This window comes from Sphingomonas sp. Leaf198 (assembly GCF_001424005.1).
In the GTDB taxonomy this organism is placed as follows: Bacteria; Pseudomonadota; Alphaproteobacteria; order Sphingomonadales; family Sphingomonadaceae; genus Sphingomonas.
The window spans coordinates 556,756-578,666 of the sequence record NZ_LMPX01000001.1 but is presented as its reverse complement, the minus strand read 5'-3'; the positions used below and the strand labels follow the sequence as shown (position 1 = coordinate 578,666).

Genomic DNA, 21,911 nt, shown 5'->3' with positions numbered 1-21,911 from the left:
GGAAAATCCCTGTTTTAACGTTTGCGGGGCTTTGCCCGCGGCAGTTGCGCGACGAGCGCATCGACTTCGGGCAGGCGGCGCAGGAATTCGTCGAGCGCCTGGATCACGAGCTGCTGCGAAGAGGTTTTGGTGACGGCGCTCGCCAGCCTGAGTTTCAGGTGCCGATCGGCATCGAGCCGCAACGTGAACGCCGCCTTCGTAACTCTGGTCTTTGCTGCGGCCTCGCGGCCGATCCGCGATGCGGCGGCAAGCGATACCGGTGTCACGACGACCGTGCGCTGTTCGAGTTCGGTCGTCAGCGCGTCGCGCTCGATCAGCACGGACGGCATCCCGTCGCGGTCCGGCCCCTCGCCCAGGTCGTTCCAGCCGAGATCCTCGCCGACATCGGCCGGTGCTGCGCCGGTCAGGTCCTGAGACCGCATTGCCGGCCGCGCGGTACCCTTGCGCGCGAGCAGCGAGGGGGACAGCGATGCCATCGGTTTGGGCTGGGTCATCGCGTCACCCGACGATCCGACGGCCGAAGCCCCCGGCGGCGGGACGGATTGCCGCGGCGGCCGGCACGGCGAAGACGGTGCGGCGGAAATTCTTCTCGAGCCGGTCGCAGACATAGGTCCACAGCGCCTCGATCTCGGCGGTCGAGCGGCTCTTCGCGTCGACTTCCATGACCGTCCGGCCATCGATCATCGACGCCGCGAAATCGGTGCGCTGGTGAATGACGACCGGAGCGACCGTGCCATGCTGCGACAGCGCGAGCGTCGCGTCGGCGGTGATCCGCGCCTTGGGCGTGGCGGCGTTGACGACGAAGATCAGCGGCTTGCCCGCGCGGGCGCACATGTCGACGGTGGCGCCGACCGCGCGCAGATCGTGCGGGCTCGGGCGGGTCGGCACGACGATCAGTTCGGCGACCTGGATGACGCTCTGGATCGCCATCGTGATCGCCGGCGGGGTGTCGATCATCGCCAGCTTGAAGCCCTGTTGGCGGAGAATCTCGAGATCGGCGGCGAGGCGCGCGACGGTCGTCTGCGCGAAGGCGGGCTCGTCCGCGACGCGCTCATTCCACCAGTCGGACAGCGACGCCTGCGGATCGATGTCGATCAGGACGACGGGACCGTGTCCGGCACGCTCGGCCTGGACCGCGAGATGGCCCGTCAAGGTCGTCTTCCCCGATCCCCCTTTCTGCGATGCGAACGCTAGAACGCGCATAGTCCCCGAACCCCTTTTGTCGACCGAGGGAATGCCATGCGCGGGCATAAGAATAGGTTAACGCGACGTCATAATGGGTGCATTTAGGAGTCGAAATGGATGCGATCGGGGCAGAATTCCTGCCCCGCCTTCCCTTGCCGGACGAACGGCGGCATGGTGGTGCGATATTGACACGAGGTAGACCGATGAAGGCTGGGCACGGACGTTTCTGGGGTGCTGTGGTGCTGAGCAGCATGCTGGCGACGGGGGGCATGCTGACGGCGGATCGCGTGTCGGCAGCCGCGCCGTCCGGCGCCGACGTCAAGTCCGGGGTCGACGCCTGGGCGAAGGGCGACTTCCCCCGCGCGGTCGGCGTCTGGCGTCCGCTCGCGATCGCCGGCGACGCCGATGCGCAGTTCAATCTCGCGCAGGCGTACAAGCTCGGCCGCGGCGTACCGCTCGACCTGACGCTGGCCGAAAGCTGGTTCCGCAAGGCGGCGATGCAGGGGCATCTCCAGGCCGAGGATAACTACGGTCTGGCGCTGTTCCAGTCGGGCAAGAAGACCGAGGCGCTGCCGTGGCTCGAGAAATCGGCGGCGCGCGGCGAACCCCGGACGCAGCTGGTGCTGGGGACGATGCTTTTCAATGGCGACGGCGTGACGCGGGATTATCCGCGCGCCTATGCGTTGATGAGCCGCGCTTCGGCATCGGGGCTCCAGTCCGCCTCGCAGACGCTGACGCAGATGGACCAGTATATCTCGCCGGCCGACCGCGAAAAGGGCACCGCGCTGGCACAGCATTATGCGTTGCAGGCGCAAGCCTCGCCAGCGGCGCCGACGCCGCGGTCGACGGTCGGGGTCGCCACCGTGCCCGCTTCGCGAACCGCCGAGCCAACTCGTCCTTCGAAACTGCCCGCCAGTTCGCTACCTGCCCGCGTTCCCGCACCGGCCCGCGAGCCCGTCGCCGCGGCGCAGACCCCAAGGCCCGAGCTTGCCAAGTCGGACTCTGGCAGGCGGGGGGCGGTCAAGCCCGTACCCGCTCCCAAGCCTGCGGCCGTTCGGCCGAGCGGCAATTGGCGCGTGCAACTCGGCGCATTCCGCGACCAGGGCAATGCCGAGACGCTGTGGAACAAGGTTCGCGGCAAGCTTCGCGGTGCGCAGCCCTTCTATACGAAGGTAGGCAATGTGACGCGGCTCCAGGCCGGCGGGTTCGCCTCGAAGGCGGACGCGACCCGCGCCTGCTCGGCGGCCGGCGTGCCCTGCGTGATCGTTGCGCCGTGATCATTCCGGTCGCGCTGTGATCGTTCTGGGGAGAATTCTCCGATGTTGTTGCTGACACTTACGTTGCTGACGACACCTGCGGGCTGCATCGATACCAGACGGCGCTGCCGCGCCTGCCCGATTGCGGGAAGCTTGAAAGGGTGTTCGTCCGTCGGTGTCGCGTGCCAGCCGATCCACCGCGTCTGCACGCCCGCCACCACCCACCCCTCCAGCAAGGCGGATCGCCGCATGACCGACAAACGGCCACGCTGAGCTCGGACGCGTGGGGATCGAAAGGCCGGATCGGTCGTTTCGTTTCGACATCGACCGGGAGCTAGATGAATGATTTCGAAGACCTTGGCGCTGGCACTTGCTGGCGCAACGCTGTTGGCCGCGTGTTCTGGCGAGCAGCCTGCGACTACCAATACCGACGCGATGGTGGATAACGGCGTGTCGTTGCGCAACTTGGCCGAGACCGAGGTGGCGGTACCCAAGCCCGAGCAGCTGACGGTCAAGGGCCGGCTGATCCCTACCCCCTCCGATCCGACGTCACGCCACTTCCTATTGCGCGAGCGGAAAGCGGCAAGTGGCACGATCATTGCGATACTACGCCAGGAGCATGACGGGAAGGTCGCCTATGCCCGCACCGAGACGGATTGCGGCAAGCGCCTGTTCCACGTCCTCGGCGTCGGCCCGAACCGCGCGCTGGTCGAGACCAACGTAGCGCATGACGGTCCGCTGCGCCCGATCAAGGGTTTGCCGTTACGCGAAGAACTCGCGACGTACGTGTGCAACGCGAGCGGTACGCCGTTGGCAAAGGGCTGACGCGCCACCTCTGATCCTCCCCCGCCAGGGGGAGGTGGCTGGCACTTGCCAGACGGAGGGGGAGGTAAGCGAAACCAGTGTTCCGTGTCCGCCCCCTCCGTCGCCTTCGGCACCACCTCCCCCTGGCGGGGGAGGATCGCAAGAACGGCTAGTCCAACACCCAATGCCGCCGCGCGATGCCTTGTGCGTACAGTAGCGCGGTAAGGTCGCCGTGATCGATCCGCGCTGCTGCGGCAGCCGCGACGATCGGCTTGGCGTGGTAGGCCATGCCCAGCCCCGCCGCCTCGATCATCGCCAAGTCGTTCGCGCCGTCACCGATCGCGAGTGCTTCCTCCACCGCAATCCCCCGCTCGGTGATCGCGGCGCGTAGCGTCGTCAGCTTCGTATTCGACCCGACGATCGGCTTGGTCACTGTCCCCGTCAGTACGCCACTCTCGATCTCCAGCACGTTGGCGATCGCGCGGTCGAAGCCGATCTCCTTGGCTACCGGCTCCGCGAACCGCGTGAAGCCGCCCGATACCAGCACCGCCAGAGCACCCCGCGCGCGCATTGTCCGGACCAACGCCTTTGCGCCCGGCATGATCGTGACGCGTTCGGTCAGACAGCGTTCGATGTCGCTTTCGGCTAGTCCCTTGAGGAGGGCTACGCGCGCATCGAGCGCCGCCTCGAAATCGAGTTCGCCGCGCATCGCGCGTTCGGTGATCTCGGCAATCTGTGGCTTGATGCCCGCGTAGTCGGCGAGTTCGTCGATGCATTCGACGGTGATCATCGTCGAGTCCATGTCGGCGACGAGCAACGTCTTGGTGCGCGTCAGGCTCGACTGTACGACCACGTCGGTCGCCACGAATGCCCCCTCGAGCGCGGTCCGAGCAGCGTCCGGCGCCATCCCGAAGATCAGGTCGGCGGCGTCCCCCTCGTCGATCCAGCCGCTAGCGCCCGGTGCGCAACCGGCGTCGCGCAAGCGGTCCATCGCGGTCGAAATATCGCCTGCGGTCAGCGTGCCCGAGGCTATAAGCGTTGCCGTGAACATAGAACATCTCCCGAAGGTCGCGCTCATCGCAGGGCCGACCGCGAGCGGCAAGTCCGCGCTCGCGCTCGCCATCGCCGCGCGCCACGACGGCGGCGTCATCAACGCCGATTCCGCGCAGGTCTATGCCGACCTCCGCATCGTTACTGCGCGCCCGTCGGCGGAGGAAGAAGCGAGCGCCCCCCATCGGCTGTTCGGCCACGTCGATGCCGCCGATGCGAGCTACTCCGCGGCGCGCTGGGCTACCGAGGCGACGCTGGCGATCCGCGACACGCTCGCGGAGGGGAAGCTGCCGATTTTGGTGGGGGGCACCGGGCTCTATATCCGCACCTTGCTCGACGGTATCGCGCCCGTTCCCGAGATCGACCCGGCCCTTCGCGACGAGGTCCGCGCCCTCCCCGTGGCGGAGGCGCACGCCGCGCTCGCGCAACTCGACCCGGAGGCCGCGACCAAGCTCAACGCAGCCGACACCACCCGCGTCGCCCGCGCGCTCGAAGTCGTCCGCGGCACCGGCCGCACGCTCGCCGATTGGCAGACCGAGAAGGTCGGCGGGATCGGCGAGACGATCGACATCCGCGCGCTGATCCTGATCCCCGACCGCGACTGGCTCAATGCGCGCATCGACCAGCGCTTCGCCGAAATGGCCGACACCAGCCGCGACGAAATCACCGCACTCCTCGCCCGCACCGACATCCCGCAGGACGCCCCGATCCGCCGCGCGATCGGCGTGCCCGAGATCGCCGCCCTGGTCCGCGGGGAGACCTCGAAAATCGACGCCATAGCCGCCGGATCGCTCGCCACGCGGCGCTACGCCAAGCGCCAATATACGTGGCTTCGACACCAGCCGCCGCCCAAATGGACGCGCACCGAAGCCCTAGATCTCCCAACGCGCATGCAGCAATTTGAAACTATATTGCTCAAATGATGTTTGACACGCATCTTTTATATCGGTAGCCGGCCCCTCCACGAGACGCTAAAGGCAGCGTTCTCGCAAAGGATGACATGAAATGACCGAGAAGAGTGGAGCCGATATCCTGATCGAGGCGCTGTGCGATCTCGGCGTGGAGGTCGTCTTCGGCTATCCGGGTGGCGCCGTGCTGCCGATCTACGATGCGCTGTTTCGCTCGGGTCGGATCAAGCACATCCTCGTGCGCCACGAACAGGCTGCGACGCATGCCGCAGAAGGCTATGCTCGCTCGACCGGCAAGCCCGGCGTGGTGCTCGTCACTTCGGGCCCCGGCGCGACCAACGCGGTCACCGGCATCACCGACGCGTTGATGGATTCGATCCCGATGGTCGTGATCACCGGCCAGGTGCCCACCGCGCTGATCGGCACCGACGCGTTCCAGGAAGCCGATACCGTCGGCATCACGCGCCATTGCTCGAAGCACAATTACCTCGTGAAGGATCCCGCCAAGCTTGGCGACGTGATCCACGAGGCGTTCCACATTGCCACCTCGGGTCGTCCGGGGCCGGTTGTCGTCGACATTCCCAAGGACGTGCAGGTTGCGACCGCGCGGTACAAGAAGCCGGGGCCGATCCAGCACAAGACCTATCGCCCTCAGGTGAAGGCCGACCAGTCGCAGATCGAGCAGCTCGTCGACATGCTCGCCGCGGCCGAACGCCCGATCCTGTACACCGGCGGCGGCATCATCAATTCGGGTCCGGCCGCGAGCCAGTTGCTGTGCGAACTCGTCCGCATCACCGGCGCACCAGTGACGTCGACGCTGATGGGCCTTGGCGCCTATCCAGCATCGGGGCCGCAGTGGCTCGGCATGCTCGGGATGCACGGCACCTACGAAGCCAACATGGCGATGAACCAGGCTGACCTCGTCGTCGCGCTCGGCTCGCGCTTCGACGATCGCGTGACCGGACGTCTCGATGCGTTCAGCCCGAACTCGCGGAAGGTGCATATCGACATCGATCGCTCGTCGGTGAACAAGACGGTGCGCGTCGATCTCGGGATCATCGCGGACGTCGGCCATGCGCTCGAGGACATGGTGCGGATCTGGAAGAGCCGCCAGCATCCCAAGCCCGACACGACCGACTGGCAGCGTCGCATTGCCGGCTGGCGCGCGGTGAAGTGTCTCGATTTCCCCGAGAACGATCCGAACGAGATCATGCCGCAGCGCGCGATCCGGGCGCTGTTCGACGCCACGCATGCACGCTCGCCGATCATCACGACCGAGGTCGGCCAGCACCAGATGTGGGCGGCGCAGCATTTCGGGTTCGAAAAGCCGAACAAGTGGCTGACCAGCGGTGGTCTCGGCACGATGGGGTACGGCCTGCCCGCAGCGATCGGCGCGCAGCTCGGCAACCCGAACGCGCTAGTGATCGACATCGCTGGCGAAGCGTCGATCCAGATGAACATCCAGGAGCTGGCCACCGCGTCGCAATACCGGTTGCCGGTGAAGATCTTCATCCTCAACAACCAGTATATGGGCATGGTCCGCCAGTGGCAGGAGCTCACCTATGAGAGCCGCTATGCCGAGAGCTATTCGGATTCGCTGCCCGATTTCGTCAAGCTGGGCGAGGCGTATGGCTGGAAGGGCATCCTGATCGAGACGCGCGATCAGCTCGACAGCGGGATCGCCGAGATGCTGGCGTATGACGGCCCGGTGATCGTCGATTGCCGTGTGTCGCAGCTGACCAACTGCTTTCCGATGATCCCGTCGGGCGCGGCGCATACCGACATGATCCTGCAGGCGAACGAAGTGTCCGGCACGATGGACGACGAAGCGAAGGCGCTGGTGTGATGGCTGCCAAGATCGCCACCGAATTCCCCTCCCGCCTGCGGGAGGGGTTAGGGGAGGGCCTGATGCCCACAGCATCGGCAGCCCTCGCCTCCCCTCCCCCGACCCCTCCCGCAAGCGGAAGGGGAGAGTAAGAAACCATGCACATTTCCCAGGAAAAGGCCGAGCGGCACACGCTCGCCGTCATCGTCGACAACGAACCGGGCATCCTCGCCCGGATCGCCGGCCTGTTCACCGCGCGCGGCTATAATATCGAGAGCCTGACGGTGAGCGAGATCACCGCGGACAAGTCGGTCAGCCGGATCACGATCGTCACCAGCGCGTCGCCGGCGACGATGGAGCAGATCATCGCCCAGCTCGACCGGCTGGTGCCGGTGCACAAGGTCACCGACCTGACGGCACAGGGCGCGCACGTCGAACGCGAGCTCGCACTGGTGAAGGTCCGCGGTACCGGCGACCACCGGATCGAGGCGCTGCGTCTCGCCGACGTATACCGCGCGCGCGTGGTCGATGCGACGACGTCGAGCTTCGTGTTCGAGGTCACCGGCGGGATCGACAAGATCGACAAGTTCGTCGAACTCATGGGCGAAGTCGGTCTGATCGAAGTCGCCCGAACCGGCATCGTCGCGATCGCCCGCGGCAAAGAGCCGGCGTAAGCCAACACCATACCGTCACCCCGGACGTGTTCCGGGGTCCACTCATCCCCGCACCGTCGCCCTCGAGGCACGGTGGACCCCGGAACAAGTCCGGGGTGACGAACCCCAGAACTGAAGGAGCTTTATCATGCGTGTCTATTACGATCGCGACGCCGACCTGAACCTGATCACCGACAAGAAGATCGCGATCGTCGGCTACGGCTCGCAGGGCCATGCGCATGCGCAGAACCTCCGCGATTCGGGCGTCAAGGACGTCGCTATCGCACTGCGCGAAGGCTCGGCCACCGCCAAGAAGGCGATCGAGGCGGGCTTCGCGGTCAAGTCGAACAAGGAAGCCGCAGCCTGGGCCGACATCGTAATGATCCTCGCGCCCGACGAGCATCAGGCGGCGATCTACGCTGCCGACCTGCACGACAACCTCAAGCAGGGCGCGACGATCGCGTTCGCGCATGGTCTCAACGTCCATTTCGGCCTGATCGAGCCGCGCGCCGATCTCGACGTCATCATGATCGCGCCCAAGGGCCCCGGCCACACCGTGCGCAGCGAATATGTCCGCGGCGGCGGCGTCCCCTGCCTGATCGCGATCGACCAAGACAAGTCGGGCAACGCGCATGACATCGCCCTGGCATACGCATCGGGCGTCGGCGGCGGGCGTTCGGGGATCATCGAGACCAACTTCCGCGAGGAATGCGAGACCGACCTGTTCGGCGAGCAGGCCGTGCTGTGCGGCGGCATCACCCATCTGATTCAGGCCGGGTTCGAAACGCTGGTCGAAGCTGGCTACGCGCCCGAGATGGCGTATTTCGAGTGCCTCCACGAGACCAAGCTGATCGTCGACCTGCTGTACGAGGGCGGCATCGCCAACATGCGCTACTCGATCTCGAACACGGCCGAGTATGGCGACATCACGACCGGTCCGCGGATCATCACGTCGGAGACCAAGGCCGAGATGAAGCGCGTGCTGGCGGATATCCAGTCGGGACGGTTCGTGAAGAACTTCATCCTCGATAATCGTGCGGGGCAGCCTGAGCTGAAGGCGGCGCGTAAGCAGGCGCTGGCGCATCCGATCGAGAAGATCGGCAGCGAACTGCGCGGCATGATGCCGTGGATCGGGAAGAATGCTTTGGTGGATCGCGAGCGCAACTGAGCGAAGCGAACGCGCGTGAGCGCGGCCGGCACGACGAAGCCTGCCCATAGGGCACGGCTTCGCCGGGGCCGACGGGTTGGCGTGAGGAGCGCGTTTCGGTTGCTCCCATACCCCCAATCCACCCCGGCGAAGGCCGGGGCCCAATTGGGGGACGTCGCCAACTGAGGACGGCGCTCCGTTACTAAAGCTTTTCCAATTGGGCCCCGGCCTTCGCCGGGGTGGTTTTGTGAGGTGGGGGCCGTTCTCCCCTCCCTGTTCCCTCGCGAACGCGGGGGTCCAGGGTCTCGGGCGGTGGTCGTGGTTTAGCTGGGCCCCCGCGTCCGCGGGGGAACAAGAACGAGCGGTGCTCTCTTCTCCCCCTCCCCCACAACCCAATTCCGAAACACAGCGTTGGCATAACGTCGTTTGACGCGCCCCCTCCCCTCGGCCAGCATCGCGCGATCAACAGGAGACCCCGCATGCGCCTAGTCCTAGCCACCATCCTCGCCCTCACCGCCGCGCCCGTGCTGGCGCAGACCGCCGCAATCCCCGGCGCCCCGGTCAAGGCGCGCGTCGCCGCCGGCACCTACGCGGTCGACCCGAACCACACGCAGGTGACGTGGGCCGTCAACCACATGGGCTTCTCGATGCTCGAAGGGCAGCTTGGCGCGTCGGGGGGCAGCATCACGATCGATCCCGCCAAGCCGAACGCGACCAAGGTCGAGGTCAACTTCGCGATCGACCAGCTTTCGGTCACCGCAGCACCGTTCGCCGGCCATCTGAAGTCGAAGGACTTCTTCGACGCCGCGACCTACCCGACCGCCAAGTTCGTCTCGACCAAGGTCGTTGCGAACGGCGACAAAGCGACGATCACCGGCGACCTCACGCTCAAAGGTGTCACCAAGCCCGTCGTGCTGCAGGCGACCTTCATCGGCGCTGGCGCGAACCCGATGAACAAGAAGCTGAACTTCGGCTTCCGTGCGACGACTTCGATCAATCGCAGCGACTTCAATATCGGCGCCTACGCCCCGGTCGTGTCGGACAAGGTCGACCTAACGATCAACGCTGCATTCTCGGCGCAATAATCTGTCGAGATTCCTATCGCGCTGGACACGGACCGTGTCCGCGCGATAGGACGCTAACAATGACGCATGGCCGCCTCCTGCTGCTTCGACTTACGCGCCCTTAGGCGCGCCGATCGTTTGCGCGGTGGCCATGCCCCCGCGCCTCGCGCCTAAGGGCTGACCCGAACGCTCCCGACGACACGAGAGACACGAGCCATGCTGCGCGACCCATCGACCAAATACCGTCCCTTCCCACAAGTCGACCTGCCCGACCGCCAATGGCCGTCGAAGACCATCGTCAAGCCACCGCGCTGGCTGTCGACCGATCTGCGCGACGGCAACCAGGCGCTGATCGACCCGATGGACGCGGAGAAGAAAACGCGCTTCTTCGACCTGCTCTGCAAGGTCGGTCTGAAGGAGATCGAGGTCGGCTTCCCGAGCGCAGGCGCGACCGAGTTCGACTTCATCTCAGGGCTGGTGAAGACCGGGCGCATCCCCGACGACGTGTCGATCCAGGTGCTGACCCAGTCGCGCCGCGACCTGATCGAGACGAGCTTTGCCAGCCTGGTCGGCGCGAAGACCGCGATCGTCCACCTCTACAATGCCGTCTCCCCCGCTTGGCGCAAGATCGTGTTCGGTATGGACCGCGCGCAGGTGAAGCAGATCGCTGTGGACGGCGCCAAAGTGCTCCGCGACGAAGCCGCCAAGCAGCCGAACGTCCGCTGGCAGTTCGAATACAGCCCCGAGACCTTCTCGACCGCCGAACTCGATTTCAGCCTCGAGGTGTGCGAGGCCGTTATGGACGTCCTGATGCCGACGCCCGACAATCCGATCATCTTCAACCTGCCCGCCACCGTCGAATGCGCGACGCCGAACATCTATGCCGACCAGATCGAATGGTTCGGGCGCAACATCCGCAACCGCGACGCGGTGGCGATATCGCTGCACACGCATAATGACCGCGGCACCGGCGTCGCAGCGGCGGAGCTCGGCATGATGGCGGGCGCGGACCGCGTCGAGGGCTGCCTGCTCGGCAATGGCGAGCGCACCGGCAATTGCGATCTCGTGACCGTCGCGCTCAACATGTACACGCAAGGGGTGGATCCGAAGCTCGACCTGTCGGACATCGATGGCGTCGTGAACACGGTCAATTACTGCACCAACATCCCCGTCCACCCGCGCACGCCCTATGCCGGCGATCTGGTCTTCACCGCGTTTTCGGGCTCGCATCAGGACGCGATCAAGAAGGGCTTCGCGGCGCAGGAGGCGAAGAACGACACGCTGTGGGAGGTGCCGTATCTCCCGATCGACCCTGCCGATCTGGGTCGCAGCTACGAGGCGGTTATCCGCGTGAATTCGCAGTCGGGCAAGGGCGGCGTTGCCTGGGTGATCGAGCAGGACAAGGGCCTGAAGCTGCCCAAGCGGTTGCAGGCGGACTTCAGCCGGCACGTCCAGGCTTATGCCGACGAGACCAGCCGTGAGCTGAACGCAGGCGATATCTGGGGTCTGTTCGAGCGGACGTACATGCCGCAGGCTGACGACCGGGTGGAACTGCGTGATTACGAGGAAAGCGGTGCCTCGGGGCAGCGGGTGTTCATCGGCCGCGTCGCAATCGACGGCGAGGAGCGGTCGATCTCGGGGCGCGGCAACGGGCTGATCTCCGGCGTGATCGCAGCGATCGCGGAGTCGACCGGGCCGACGCTCGACGTGGTGGATTACAACGAGCACGCGATCGGCCACGGCGCGGATGCGCAGGCGGCGGCGTATGTCGAATGCCGGACGGCCGAGGGTCGGACGGTGTTCGGCGTCGGCATGGACACCGACATAGCGACCGCCTCGGTCCGTGCGGTGTTGTCGGCAGCGAACCGAGCCTGATGCGCACCTCCCTCTCCCCTCCGGGGAGAGGGTCGGGGTGAGGGGCAGCCAAGCAGTGCTCAGCCTGGAACAGCCCCTCACGCCAGCCCTCTCCCCGGAGGGGAGAGGGAGCAGTGCGCCATTTGCGCTCGCGTAATCCTCCCCGGCACGGGGAGGGGGACCGCCACGCGCTTGCGTGGGGGTGGAGGGGGGCTTCCCCACGCGTACCGTGCGAGGCACACCCCCACCACCAGCTACGCTGGTCCCCCTCCCCGCGTGCGGGGAGGATCAGCGAGTGCGGACGATCCCGCAGCCGACGCGGGCGTCGGGGTAGACATCAGCCTTCACCGTTCGGACCTTGACCCGTCTGACCCGCTCGTCCCCCATGCATAACCCGGCTATCGCCTCGCAGAGCGTCTCCTGCAACGCGAACGGGCGCTCCGCCGTCAGCGCTCGGATCCCCGTGCGGACGAAATCATAGTCGAGCACTTCCTCGATCGCATCCTCGCCGAGCGGGCCTGGATACACCACCGTCATCTCGACCGAGACGACCACCCGCTGCGGCGCCACCTCGTGCGGATGGATACCGAGCCGCATCATGACTTCGAGCCCGTCGAGGATCGTCGTGAACTCAGCCATGTCGCCCCCCTTGATCCCGGTCGAACATCACGTCGCTATCGCGCACTAGAAACCGCTGCCCGCAATCTACGAACACGTTTTGTCCCGTCACGCCCTTCGCGGTCAGCAGCCACGCCACCGCATCCGCGACAGCCTCCGCCCCGACCGGTCGCCGGAGCAGATTGTCGCTCGCCACGGCCGCGAACTCCTCGTCGCTCTGGTCCCCGCTCGGCAAGGTGAGCCCCGGCGACACGGCGTTCACCGCGATACGCGGGCCAAGCGCCTGCGCGAGCATCGTCGTTGCCCCCTCCAGCGCGATCTTGCCGCAACTGTACGAGAAAAAGTCAGGGTTGAGGTTGGCCACCTTCTGGTCGAGAACATTGACCACCGCGCCATCCACAACATCGTCCTGCGACGCGAGCGCCGACGCAAACAGCACCGGCGCGCCGCAATTGATCGCGCCAAGCTCGGCGAACAGCACCGGATCGACGCTCGGCGGGCGATCGAACGCGAACTTCGATGCGCAGTTTACCAGCCCGTCGATCGGCCCCCCAATCGCTGCCCGCGCCGCCGCGAACAGGTCGCCGATCGCGCCCAGATCGCTCAGGTCGCCCGCCACCGCAGCAGCACGCCCTCCCCCGTCGACGATCTCCGCCACTAGCGCCGCCGCCTCGTCCGGCGAATGCCCCTGGTGCACGACAACGGCATGCCCCCCCGCCGCCAGCCGCCGGACGATCGCCGCGCCCAGCCGCTTCGCACCACCCGTGACCAGCACAGTTCGCATCAGACGCCGCGCCCCATCAACGCCAGCACTTCCTTGCGGCTGCGCTCGTCGTCGCGGAACACGCCCATCATCCGGCTCGTGACCATCGTCACCCCCGGCGTGCGGACGCCGCGCGCGGTCATGCAGGCATGGCTCGCCTCGATCACCACCGCGACGCCCTGCGGCTTGAGGTTGTCCCAGATGCAGTCCGCCACTTCCGCGGTCAGCCGCTCCTGCACCTGCAACCGCCGCGCGAAGCCGTGCAGCACACGCGCGAGCTTCGAGATGCCGACGACATGGTCACGCGGCAGGTACGCGATGTGCGCCTTGCCGATGATCGGCGCCATGTGATGCTCGCAATGCGACTGGAACGGGATGTCCTTCAGCAGGACGATCTCGTCATACCCGCCGACCTCCTCGAACACGCGTTCGAGATGTTTCGCCGGATCGTCGCCATAGCCCGCGCAATATTCCTTCCACGCACGTGCAACACGGCGCGGCGTATCGAGCAGCCCCTCGCGGGTCGGATCGTCGCCTGCCCAGCGGATCAGCGTACGGATCGCCGACGCTACGTCTTCGGGCACAATCACCTTGCCGTCGGGACCCAGCACATCGCCCCCTGCTGGCCGCCACTCGGACCCGTTCAGTTCATCCCGCATCGCAACACCCTTTGTCAGCATACCCAAACATCGGAACATGGGTCCTCTTTTGCAACTGTTTCATTTGAGCAACGCGCCGTAAATCCCCGTAATCCGGGCTTCAAAAAGCGTTGACGGTTGATTTTTTTGGTCGTTACTTCGCCATACCTGAAAATCTAAATCGTGAATCGGCATAGACCGGCACGATCGGGGAGAGGACTGCCATGGCAAAGTTCGAATTGCTCGCCGCATCGGCGATGATACTCCTGTCGATTGCGCCGGCAATGGCGCAGACCGCCACCACCACATCGGCCGAAAACACCGCGCCCACCAATGGCCCCGGGCAGGAGGCGCCGTCGACGCAAACGACACGAGACGTGTCCACCGCCGATCCCTACGCGTCGCAGGATATCGTGATTACCGCGCAACGCCAATCGCAGCGTCTGCAGGATGTTCCGATCGCTGTAAGCGCTTTTACCGCGGACAACATCGCCAAGCAGCAGATCGTCAACCCGAGCGCGCTTCAGCAGACGCTGCCCAACATCACCTTTACCAAGACCAACTTCACGACGTCGAGCTTCACCATCCGCGGGATCGGCGACCTGTGCACGGGCGCGACCTGCGACACCGCGACCGCGATCCACGTCAACGACATGCCGTTGGTCACGACGCGCCTGTTCGAGAGCGAGTTCTTCGACCTCGAGCGGATCGAGGTCCTTCGCGGGCCGCAGGGGACGCTGTTCGGCCGCAACGCCACGTCGGGCGTCGTCAACTTCATCTCGGCAAAGCCCGACCTCTCCGGCATACATTCGGCGGCCGAGTTCGAATACGGCAACTATGATTCGAAGCGCGTGAAGGCGATGATCAACCTGCCCTTCACCGACACGCTCGGCATCCGCGTCGCCGGCACCTATCTCAACCGCGACGGCTATACCAAGAACCTGTACGACGGCCGCAAGATCGACGGGCGCGACCTGTATTCGATCCGTGGCACGCTGTCGTGGGAGCCGACCAGCGACACCCGGGTCGACCTGATCGGCTATTATTTCCGCGAGAAGGACGACCGTTCGCGGTTGCAGAAGCAACTTTGCCACCGCGATCCGACCGGCATCCTCGGCTGCCTTCCCGACCGGCTCGCCAACGAGACCGCGAACGGCAATTCGACGCTGTCCGCGGTGCTCAGTTCGAACGAGTTCTTCGCGGTCAACAACCCCGCGCTGGCGCGCTTCGGGCTGCAGAGCCTCTATGGTCAGGATACCTACACCGGCGTCGTTAACCCGGCCAACGTGCGGACCGTGTCGCTCGACTACAGCCCGACCTATTTTGCCGAGGAGGAGCAATATACCGCCAAGATCTTCCACGATTTCGGTCCGGTCAGCCTGAACTTCACCGGCGGCTACACGCGCAACGCGGTAGATAGCACGACGGACTATAACCTCGCGGTCGAGAACCCGCTGGCCAACAATGTCGGGCTCGCGACGCTCAACGCGCTCGCCCGCCCCGGATCGCCGTTCGCGTTCCTGAACGGCGTGCGCCAGACGTTGATCCCCAACGGGCCCGCGGGCGGCGCGTGCCAGTCGGCGGCGGATCCGAACAACGTCGGCATCTATGGCGGCAACTCGATCGGCTGTTATCCGCAGAGCCTCGACTTCGATCGCTCGCGCCAGGTGAACCGGCAATATTCCGCCGAAGCGCATCTCGACAGCAATTTCGAGGGCATGTTCAACTTCCTGCTCGGCGGCATCTATGTCGACAGCAAATCCACCAACACCGATTATTTCGTCAACGCGTTCGGGCTTGATTACGCCTCCGGCATTCTCGGCTCGGCGAACGCGGCGGGGGCCGGGCTGCCCGCGGGCAACGGCTATTTCCTGTCGACGCCCTTCTATCGCAACAGCGATACCGAGTTCCGCCTGAAATCCTATGGCATCTTCGGCGAGACGTATTTCAAGTTCACCGACAAGCTCAAGCTGACCGTCGGCCTGCGCTACAACCACGACAAGAAGACCGACGAGGCGCGCAACCTCGCGCTCAACGTGCTGACACCGATCGGCGCGACCGGGATCGAGCAGGGGCTTAACTACGGCACGGTCGATTTCGACCCCAACCTGCCGGGCCGCCAGGAGTTCGCCAATGCGCAGGTCAGCTTTTCGCGGCTGACCGGGCGCGCGGTGCTCGACTACCGGATCACCGAGAACAACCTGCTCTACGCATCCTACTCGCGCGGCTATAAGTCGGGCGGGATCAACCCGCCGCTGCTGCCGATGTTCAACGTCAGCAGCACCTTCCTGCCCGAGCAGGTCAACGCATACGAGATCGGCTCGAAGAACACCTTCGGCGGCGGCCGGTTCAGGCTGAACCTCACCGGCTTCTATTATCAGTACAAGAATTTGCAGCTGAGCCGGATCGTCGCGCGGACCTCGGTCAACGACAATGTCGACGCCGATATCTACGGCGTCGAAGCGGAGGCGATCATGAGCCCGATCCCGGCGTTCGTCGTCAACATGAACGCGAGCTACCTGCATTCGAAGGTGTCGAGCGACAAGCTGCTGGTCAACCCGCGCGACGTGTCTGGCGGTCGGTCGGACGCGGTGATCATCAAGGACATCACCAACGCGTCGAACTGCGTCGTCGTGCCCAACGTCGCGGGCAATGCGGCGCTGTCGAACGGCTATGTCGCGGCGGTCAATTCGCAGATCGGTCTGCGTGCGCCGACCGCGATCCCGACGGTGGCGGCGACCGGCGCGTTCGGGATCTGCTCCGCGCTGGGCGCCAACGCCGCGGCGAGCGGCGTGTCGGTGCTAGACGGCGTGACCACCAACATCCGCGGCAACCGCCTGCCGCAGGCACCGACGTACAAATGGTCGGTCGGCGCGCAGTACACGATCGACTTCGCGAACGGCATGAGCCTCGTGCCGCGCGCCGACCTCAACTACACCGGCGGGTTCGCGGCGAGCATCTTCAACACCGCGATCGACCGGATCCCCGGCTACGAGGTGGTCAACATGCAGGTCCAGCTCAACGCCCGCGAAGACCGCTTCTACGTCCGCGCCTATGTGCAGAACCTGACCAAGAACGATGCGACGACCGGGCAGTATGTCACCGACCAGTCGGCCGGGCTGTTCACCAACATCTTCACGATCGAACCACGCCGGTATGGCGTGGCGGCCGGTTTCAAGTTCTGAGGGGATGTTCGAGGCGGAGCCGTTGGAATGCGAGTCCGTCGGGCAGGACGGCGATATGACTGATCCTCCCCCGCCAGGGCGAGGTGGCACCGAAGGTGACGGAGGCGGGCGGACACGGAACAGATGTGTCGCCTTACCTCCCCCCACCGTCTGGCAAGCGCCAGCCACCTCCCCCTGCCGGGGAAGTATCCGACGCCGCCGCCGTCATCCTGACGAAAGTCAGGATCCAGAGCCAATAAGCGCGGCGTTCGTGACCCTGGGTCCTGACTTTCGTCAGGATGACGTGTGGGTGGAGCTACGTGCTGGCTCATGCAGGCCGCGGACTCTCCTTGCCTTCACCCCTCCCACGGCGAAGACCCACGGGCCCCTTCCCTCTCCATCGGGATAGGGAGAGACGCCGAAGGCAGCGAGGCGAGGGTGAGGGCACGGCTTGCAGACCGATAGCCTCGAACCATCAAAGCCGCGGTTAGCGCTTCAGCCGCTCCGCGTGCCACACCACATGGTCGCTCATAAACGTCGAGATGAAGTTGTAGCTGTGATCATACCCCGGCTGCATCCGCAGCGTCAGGTCGATCCCCGCAGCCTCGCACGCCGCCACCAGCAACTCGGGCTTCAACTGCTCGACCAGGAAGCCATCCGCATCCCCCTGATCGACCAGGATGTCCTTCACTCGCGCGCCATCCTCGATCAGCGCGCACGCGTCATACGCGCGCCACGCCGTCCGATCCGCCCCGAGATACCCGCCAAGCGCCTTCTCGCCCCAGGCGCACTGCAACGGCGCCACGATCGGCGCGAACGCCGACACACTCCGGAACCGCTCCGGATTGCGCAGCGCGATCGTCAGCGCGCCATGGCCGCCCATCGAGTGTCCGAAGATCCCCTGCCGCGCCATATCCGCCATCGGAAATTCCGCGCCGATCAGCGCCGGCAATTCGTCCTCGACATAGGACCGCATCCGGAAGGTCTTCGCCCAAGGCTGCTCGGTCGCATCGACATAGAAGCCCGCGCCCTTGCCGAAGTCGTACGCGTCGTCGTCCGGCACGTCGTCGCCCCGCGGCGAGGTGTCCGGCGCCACCAGGATCACGCCCAGCTCGGCACACGCGCGCCGATACTCGCCCTTGTCCATGACGTTGGCGTGCGTGCAGGTCAGCCCCGACAGGAACCACAACACCGGCAACCGTGCGCCTTCGTCATGTGGCGGCACATAGACCGCGAAGGTCATGTCGGTGCCGGTCGCGGTCGAGGCGTGGCGGTACACACCCTGCGTGCCGCCATACGCCTTGCTGGTGGAGACGGTCTCCATCACGCGACCCGGTGCAATGCGCAGATCTTGTTCCCCGACGGATCGCGCAGATAGGCGAGGTACAGCTTCCGCCCCCCGGTGGCCTCACGCACGCCCGGCGGATCCTCACAGGCCGTCCCGCCGTGCGCCAGCCCCGCAGCATGCCAAGCATCGGCCGCATCGGTAGAGGCCGCAGCGAACCCCATCGTGCTGCCGTTGCCGTGACTAGCCGGCTCCCCGTCGATCGGCTTCGTCAGCAGGAAGCGTCCGCCGTCATGCGCATAGACCACCCGGCCCCATTCGTCCGTGACGCCTTCGGGCACACCGAGCGCGCCCAGAGCCGCGTCGTAGAACGCTTTCGACGCGGCGATGTCGCTCGCGCCAAGCATGATGTGCGTGAACATGATCCCGCCCCTCAGAAGATCACGACGGAGCGGATGCTCTCGCCGGCGTGCATCAGGTCGAAGCCCTTGTTGATCTCGTCGAGGGTTAGGCGGTGCGTGATCATCGGGTCGATCTCGATCATCCCGTTCATGTACCAGTCGACGATCTTCGGCGTATCCGTCCGCCCACGCGCACCGCCGAACGCGGTGCCGCGCCAGTTGCGCCCGGTGACGAGCTGAAACGGCCGCGTCGAGATTTCCTTCCCCGCCTCGGCCACGCCGATCACGATCGAGGTCCCCCAGCCGCGATGGCACGCCTCCAGCGCCTGCCGCATCACCGTCGTGTTGCCGGTCGCGTCGAACGTATAGTCCGCGCCTCCATCGGTGAGCGCGACGATGTGCTGGACGATGTCGCCCACATCCTTGGGATTGGCAAAGTGCGTCATGCCGAAGCGGCGGCCCCACTCCTCACGGTCCGGATTGAGGTCGACGCCGACGATCATCCCCGCGCCCGCCAGCCGCGCGCCCTGGATCACGTTCAGCCCGATCCCGCCGAGCCCGAACACGACGACCGTATCGCCCGGCTGAACCTTCGCCGTGTGCACGACCGCACCCACGCCCGTCGTTACGCCGCAGCCGACGTAGCACGAGGTATCGAACGGCGCGTCCTCGCGGATCTTCGCCACCGCGATCTCCGGGAGCACCGTGAAGTTCGAGAAGGTCGAGCAGCCCATGTAATGGAAGATCGGCTGCCCCTTGTAGCTGAACCGTGTCGTCCCGTCGGGCATCAGCCCCTTGCCTTGCGTGGCGCGGATCGCGGTGCACAGGTTGGTCTTGCCGCTGAGGCACGACTTACACTGGCGGCATTCGGGGGTGTAAAGCGGGATGACGTGATCGCCGACCGCAACGCTGGTCACACCTGCGCCGATCTCGCGAACGATGCCGGCGCCCTCATGGCCGAGCACGCTCGGAAACAACCCTTCCGAATCAAGCCCGTCGAGCGTGTACGCGTCGGTATGGCAGATGCCCGTCGCCATGATTTCGACGAGGACTTCGCCGAATTTCGGCCCTTCGAGGTCGAGTTCGACGATCTCGAGCGGTTTTTTTGCCTCGAAGGCTACGGCGGCGCGGGTCTTCATGAGTGGGTCTCCTTGATTGCCGCCCTGATGCCCCCAGCGCCCCGCCTCCGCAACCCGCGGACGATGCAACCAATCCGCTCGTGCGGCGCTTGATCCTTTCAAATCAAGGAGATGGCGCGATGAAGGATCCGAAGAAGGGTGACGAGGTCACCTGGAAATCGCACGGCGGCGAGGCACATGGCACGGTCGAGAAGAAGCAGACCAGCGATACGAAAATCAAGGGCCACACCGTCAAGGCCTCCAAGGAGGAGCCGCAGTTCATCGTAAGGAGTGACAAGGGCGGCAAGGCAGCGCACAAGGCGGACGCGCTCACCAAGGCGTGACCACGCGCGCAGTGCCTAACGCACGCGCGCAACAGGAAGGAATGCTTATGGCTACAGCTCCCAAGACCGGCGGCATCCACGCCCCCGTCCAGCCCTCTCCCGAGCTCGGCGAGATCGTCGGCAACGACAAGCTCCCGCGCAGCGAAGTGATCAGCAAGGTCTGGGTCTACATCAAGGCCCACAACCTGCAGAACCCTGAGAACAAGCGCGAGATCCTCGCGGACGAGAAGCTGAAGAAGGTCTTCGGGCGTGACAAGTGCACGATGTTCGAGATGAACAAGTACATCTCGCAGCACGTCAAGGCCTAACCGCCCGCACTGCACGGCAAGTGGCGACGGGGCATCCAAGCGATACCCGTCGCCCTTGATCGCGCCTCTACAATATCCCCACTACCCAAGTGCCGGTCTGATCGCCCTGCCCGTAGTGGCCATGCAATCAGCTCAAGCCGATCGCGAACCGGGCGCTTGATCGCCACATCCGACCGTCGTACTGCGCAACCGGATGCCCCCGTAGCTCAGCCGGATAGAGCGACGGTTTCCTAAACCGTAGGCCGCGTGTTCAAATCTCGCCGGGGGCACCAGCTTTTCTGCGGATTTCCGCCGAAAACTGGTCCTACGCAAAGCGCGAAACGCGCGACAAGCCACGGTTCGCCCCGACACAGTCGGCGGCACATTCTGTTCTTCGCCCGTTCCGCCGTCGTGCCCCAGCACGGCGCCGTAGAGTCGCGCGTGCTCCGCCCCCCGATACCTAGCCGATGAGGCTCCAGCGCCCGTTCTAACGGGCGCACCACCACCCCAAAACACGTCCGCGCGGCTGAACACACCGATTCAGCTGGCGCTTTCGTGCGCCCATCGACTTCCCATCGGGAGCCGACACGATGTCGCTTACCTTCTCTTCCACACCTACGCTTCGCGGCTTCGGCCAGATCGCGGGCACCATCGCCAAAGCCGCGGACGGATCCGTCCGTGATCGCGGACCAGACGCGCAGGTTCGCCGCGGCTGCGTGGACGAGGCCGCGCCGGCCGCACAGCCGTGGGACCGCAACCGGTTCGGGTCGACCGCTGAACGAATCTCGACCGTCGAATCGCTGGTGGCGCTCGCGAAGGAACTGCAGGCGGCACATGCCGCGGAATTCCCGCGGGGCAGGAAGCTACAGCTCGAGCGCGATCACGAGGTGCTGTCGGCGGAACTGAAGGAACTGATGGGGCGCCCCGTCGCGGATCGTCCAGTCGGCCGCCCCGCCACCATCCGGATCGCGCTGGACGCGATCGAGGTCGACCTCAAGAAGCATTCGCTCGGGATCACCCGCACCGACGTCGCTGTGTACGAAGCGGTTTTCAACTTCCTGTGTTTCGCGGGTTCGGGACGCTGGTTTCCGTCTTGGGCGAAGATCTCGGTGGCCGCACGATGCTGCGAGAAAAGCGTCTGCCGAGCGTTACGCCGCCTCGGGCATCACGGACTGCTGGCATGGATCAGCCGCAGCACTACCAAGTCACGGCGTAGCGATCCCGCGGCAAAGCAGCGAGTGCAAACCAGCCACGCATATTTCCTCGATCTGAAGAAGCGGATGGCCGAACGCGTCTACCAACGCTTCATACAGCTACGCGAGTGCCGGGTACGCCGGTTCGGACGATCGACCGCCGCTGAGCCTGTCCAGGCGCCACCGCCGCCTCCGAGCAAGGACGTCGCCGAACAACGCCGTTCGATCGCCAGCCTTGGCGCCTCCCTCTTTGGTTCAGACGGACATCTTGGCCGAGTATGAAGCATCTAGGTCTATAGATCAGGAAGAACGTCTTCGCTGAACGCGAAGCCGGCGCCAGTTTGTTTTCCCCCA

Annotated in this window: 21 protein-coding genes and 1 tRNA gene; 13 read left to right on the top strand and 9 right to left on the bottom strand. The window is 65.4% G+C overall.

Annotated features, from left to right (window positions below):
• Positions 1 to 14: 14 nt before the first annotated feature.
• Entirely contained in the window at positions 15 to 494 is a 480-nt protein-coding gene (locus ASG20_RS02625; RefSeq protein WP_082470699.1) for a hypothetical protein, read from the bottom strand.
• Between the two features lie 4 nt (positions 495 to 498).
• Positions 499 to 1,203 (bottom strand): ParA family protein, encoded by a 705-nt coding sequence (locus tag ASG20_RS02620; RefSeq protein ID WP_056048126.1) that lies wholly within the window; start codon positions 1,201 to 1,203, stop codon positions 499 to 501.
• Positions 1,204 to 1,388: 185 nt separating this feature from the next.
• Here ASG20_RS02620 and ASG20_RS02615 point away from each other — a divergent pair, with 185 nt between their 5' ends.
• Positions 1,389 to 2,462 (top strand): SPOR domain-containing protein, encoded by a 1,074-nt coding sequence (locus ASG20_RS02615; protein WP_330218652.1) that lies wholly within the window; start codon positions 1,389 to 1,391, stop codon positions 2,460 to 2,462.
• A 321-nt stretch (positions 2,463 to 2,783) separates the two neighbouring features.
• Complete coding sequence (locus ASG20_RS02610) at positions 2,784 to 3,266, top strand: hypothetical protein (RefSeq protein ID WP_056048123.1); 483 nt, start codon at positions 2,784 to 2,786, stop codon at positions 3,264 to 3,266.
• A 148-nt stretch (positions 3,267 to 3,414) separates the two neighbouring features.
• On the opposite strand, the gene serB is transcribed toward ASG20_RS02610, so the two are convergent.
• Positions 3,415 to 4,296 carry a phosphoserine phosphatase SerB gene (gene serB / locus ASG20_RS02605; RefSeq protein ID WP_056050315.1) on the bottom strand — a complete coding sequence of 294 codons (882 nt, stop codon included), beginning with the start codon at positions 4,294 to 4,296 and terminating at the stop codon, positions 3,415 to 3,417.
• Here serB and miaA point away from each other — a divergent pair.
• The 6 genes from miaA to leuA all read left to right on the top strand — a co-directional run bounded on the left by miaA (position 4,289) and on the right by leuA (position 11,767).
• Positions 4,289 to 5,218 carry a tRNA (adenosine(37)-N6)-dimethylallyltransferase MiaA gene (miaA, locus tag ASG20_RS02600; RefSeq protein WP_056048118.1) on the top strand — a complete coding sequence of 310 codons (930 nt, stop codon included), beginning with the start codon at positions 4,289 to 4,291 and terminating at the stop codon, positions 5,216 to 5,218. The genes serB and miaA overlap by 8 nt on opposite strands.
• Positions 5,219 to 5,300: 82 nt before the next feature.
• A complete protein-coding gene (locus tag ASG20_RS02595) occupies positions 5,301 to 7,049 on the top strand; it encodes an acetolactate synthase 3 large subunit (RefSeq protein ID WP_056048115.1) in 1,749 nt (582 codons plus the stop codon).
• A 137-nt stretch (positions 7,050 to 7,186) separates the two neighbouring features.
• A complete protein-coding gene (gene ilvN / locus ASG20_RS02590) occupies positions 7,187 to 7,702 on the top strand; it encodes an acetolactate synthase small subunit (RefSeq protein WP_056048113.1) in 516 nt (171 codons plus the stop codon).
• Between the two features lie 127 nt (positions 7,703 to 7,829).
• Positions 7,830 to 8,849 (top strand): ketol-acid reductoisomerase, encoded by a 1,020-nt coding sequence (gene ilvC / locus ASG20_RS02585; RefSeq protein WP_056048109.1) that lies wholly within the window; start codon positions 7,830 to 7,832, stop codon positions 8,847 to 8,849.
• Positions 8,850 to 9,307: 458 nt separating this feature from the next.
• Entirely contained in the window at positions 9,308 to 9,913 is a 606-nt protein-coding gene (locus tag ASG20_RS02580; protein WP_056048106.1) for a YceI family protein, read from the top strand.
• A gap of 195 nt (positions 9,914 to 10,108) precedes the next feature.
• On the top strand, positions 10,109 to 11,767 hold the full coding sequence (gene leuA, locus ASG20_RS02575; RefSeq protein ID WP_056048103.1) for a 2-isopropylmalate synthase: 1,659 nt from the start codon (positions 10,109 to 10,111) through the stop codon (positions 11,765 to 11,767).
• A 267-nt stretch (positions 11,768 to 12,034) separates the two neighbouring features.
• On the opposite strand, the gene ASG20_RS02570 is transcribed toward leuA, so the two are convergent.
• From ASG20_RS02570 to folE, 3 genes are read right to left on the bottom strand one after another with little or no spacing between them, the layout of a single operon-like run.
• Entirely contained in the window at positions 12,035 to 12,385 is a 351-nt protein-coding gene (locus ASG20_RS02570) for a dihydroneopterin aldolase (RefSeq protein ID WP_056048100.1), read from the bottom strand.
• Positions 12,378 to 13,148 carry an SDR family NAD(P)-dependent oxidoreductase gene (locus ASG20_RS02565; RefSeq protein WP_056048096.1) on the bottom strand — a complete coding sequence of 257 codons (771 nt, stop codon included), beginning with the start codon at positions 13,146 to 13,148 and terminating at the stop codon, positions 12,378 to 12,380. The genes ASG20_RS02570 and ASG20_RS02565 overlap by 8 nt, the downstream gene beginning before the upstream one ends.
• The gene (gene folE, locus ASG20_RS02560) at positions 13,148 to 13,786 is read right to left on the bottom strand and encodes a GTP cyclohydrolase I FolE (RefSeq protein ID WP_056050313.1); all 639 of its coding nucleotides are present in this window, start codon (positions 13,784 to 13,786) and stop codon (positions 13,148 to 13,150) included. The genes ASG20_RS02565 and folE overlap by 1 nt, the downstream gene beginning before the upstream one ends.
• Before the next feature lie 203 nt (positions 13,787 to 13,989).
• On the opposite strand from folE, the gene ASG20_RS02555 reads away from it, so the two are divergent.
• A complete protein-coding gene (locus ASG20_RS02555) occupies positions 13,990 to 16,950 on the top strand; it encodes a TonB-dependent receptor (RefSeq protein ID WP_056048093.1) in 2,961 nt (986 codons plus the stop codon).
• 466 nt (positions 16,951 to 17,416) lie between these two features.
• Here the strand turns inward: ASG20_RS02555 and fghA are convergent, their stop codons facing one another.
• Genes fghA through ASG20_RS02540 form a run of 3 tightly spaced genes read right to left on the bottom strand, consistent with a single transcriptional unit; the run spans position 17,417 to position 19,754 of the window.
• A complete protein-coding gene (gene fghA, locus ASG20_RS02550; protein ID WP_056048090.1) occupies positions 17,417 to 18,253 on the bottom strand; it encodes an S-formylglutathione hydrolase in 837 nt (278 codons plus the stop codon).
• Complete coding sequence (locus tag ASG20_RS02545; RefSeq protein WP_056048086.1) at positions 18,253 to 18,636, bottom strand: VOC family protein; 384 nt, start codon at positions 18,634 to 18,636, stop codon at positions 18,253 to 18,255. The genes fghA and ASG20_RS02545 overlap by 1 nt, the downstream gene beginning before the upstream one ends.
• 11 nt (positions 18,637 to 18,647) lie before the next feature.
• Positions 18,648 to 19,754, bottom strand: coding sequence for an S-(hydroxymethyl)glutathione dehydrogenase/class III alcohol dehydrogenase (locus tag ASG20_RS02540; protein WP_056048083.1), 1,107 nt, complete (start codon positions 19,752 to 19,754; stop codon positions 18,648 to 18,650).
• Between the two features lie 119 nt (positions 19,755 to 19,873).
• Here ASG20_RS02540 and ASG20_RS02535 point away from each other — a divergent pair, with 119 nt between their 5' ends.
• The 4 genes from ASG20_RS02535 to ASG20_RS02520 all read left to right on the top strand — a co-directional run bounded on the left by ASG20_RS02535 (position 19,874) and on the right by ASG20_RS02520 (position 21,839).
• Positions 19,874 to 20,077, top strand: a complete 204-nt coding sequence (locus ASG20_RS02535; protein WP_056048079.1) for a DUF2945 domain-containing protein — start codon at positions 19,874 to 19,876, stop codon at positions 20,075 to 20,077.
• A 47-nt stretch (positions 20,078 to 20,124) separates the two neighbouring features.
• A complete protein-coding gene (locus ASG20_RS02530) occupies positions 20,125 to 20,385 on the top strand; it encodes an SWIB/MDM2 domain-containing protein (RefSeq protein WP_031394799.1) in 261 nt (86 codons plus the stop codon).
• Positions 20,386 to 20,580: 195 nt separating this feature from the next.
• Positions 20,581 to 20,657, top strand: a tRNA-Arg gene (locus ASG20_RS02525).
• A 423-nt stretch (positions 20,658 to 21,080) separates the two neighbouring features.
• Positions 21,081 to 21,839, top strand: a complete 759-nt coding sequence (locus ASG20_RS02520; RefSeq protein WP_156364001.1) for a hypothetical protein — start codon at positions 21,081 to 21,083, stop codon at positions 21,837 to 21,839.
• Positions 21,840 to 21,911: the final 72 nt, after the last annotated feature.

Bases quoted from the DNA above. Each gene is read 5' to 3' on its own strand.
- ASG20_RS02625 (WP_082470699.1), bottom strand. From the start codon at position 494: ATGACCCAGCCCAAACCGATGGCATCGCTGTCCCCCTCGCTGCTCGCG.
- ASG20_RS02620 (WP_056048126.1), bottom strand. From the start codon at position 1,203: ATGCGCGTTCTAGCGTTCGCATCGCAGAAAGGGGGATCGGGGAAGACG.
- ASG20_RS02615 (WP_330218652.1), top strand. From the start codon at position 1,389: ATGAAGGCTGGGCACGGACGTTTCTGGGGTGCTGTGGTGCTGAGCAGC.
- ASG20_RS02610 (WP_056048123.1), top strand. From the start codon at position 2,784: ATGATTTCGAAGACCTTGGCGCTGGCACTTGCTGGCGCAACGCTGTTG.
- serB (WP_056050315.1), bottom strand. From the start codon at position 4,296: ATGTTCACGGCAACGCTTATAGCCTCGGGCACGCTGACCGCAGGCGAT.
- ASG20_RS02595 (WP_056048115.1), top strand. From the start codon at position 5,301: ATGACCGAGAAGAGTGGAGCCGATATCCTGATCGAGGCGCTGTGCGAT.
- ilvN (WP_056048113.1), top strand. From the start codon at position 7,187: ATGCACATTTCCCAGGAAAAGGCCGAGCGGCACACGCTCGCCGTCATC.
- ilvC (WP_056048109.1), top strand. From the start codon at position 7,830: ATGCGTGTCTATTACGATCGCGACGCCGACCTGAACCTGATCACCGAC.
- ASG20_RS02580 (WP_056048106.1), top strand. From the start codon at position 9,308: ATGCGCCTAGTCCTAGCCACCATCCTCGCCCTCACCGCCGCGCCCGTG.
- leuA (WP_056048103.1), top strand. From the start codon at position 10,109: ATGCTGCGCGACCCATCGACCAAATACCGTCCCTTCCCACAAGTCGAC.
- ASG20_RS02570 (WP_056048100.1), bottom strand. From the start codon at position 12,385: ATGGCTGAGTTCACGACGATCCTCGACGGGCTCGAAGTCATGATGCGG.
- ASG20_RS02565 (WP_056048096.1), bottom strand. From the start codon at position 13,148: ATGCGAACTGTGCTGGTCACGGGTGGTGCGAAGCGGCTGGGCGCGGCG.
- folE (WP_056050313.1), bottom strand. From the start codon at position 13,786: ATGCGGGATGAACTGAACGGGTCCGAGTGGCGGCCAGCAGGGGGCGAT.
- ASG20_RS02555 (WP_056048093.1), top strand. From the start codon at position 13,990: ATGGCAAAGTTCGAATTGCTCGCCGCATCGGCGATGATACTCCTGTCG.
- fghA (WP_056048090.1), bottom strand. From the start codon at position 18,253: ATGGAGACCGTCTCCACCAGCAAGGCGTATGGCGGCACGCAGGGTGTG.
- ASG20_RS02545 (WP_056048086.1), bottom strand. From the start codon at position 18,636: ATGTTCACGCACATCATGCTTGGCGCGAGCGACATCGCCGCGTCGAAA.
- ASG20_RS02540 (WP_056048083.1), bottom strand. From the start codon at position 19,754: ATGAAGACCCGCGCCGCCGTAGCCTTCGAGGCAAAAAAACCGCTCGAG.
- ASG20_RS02535 (WP_056048079.1), top strand. From the start codon at position 19,874: ATGAAGGATCCGAAGAAGGGTGACGAGGTCACCTGGAAATCGCACGGC.
- ASG20_RS02530 (WP_031394799.1), top strand. From the start codon at position 20,125: ATGGCTACAGCTCCCAAGACCGGCGGCATCCACGCCCCCGTCCAGCCC.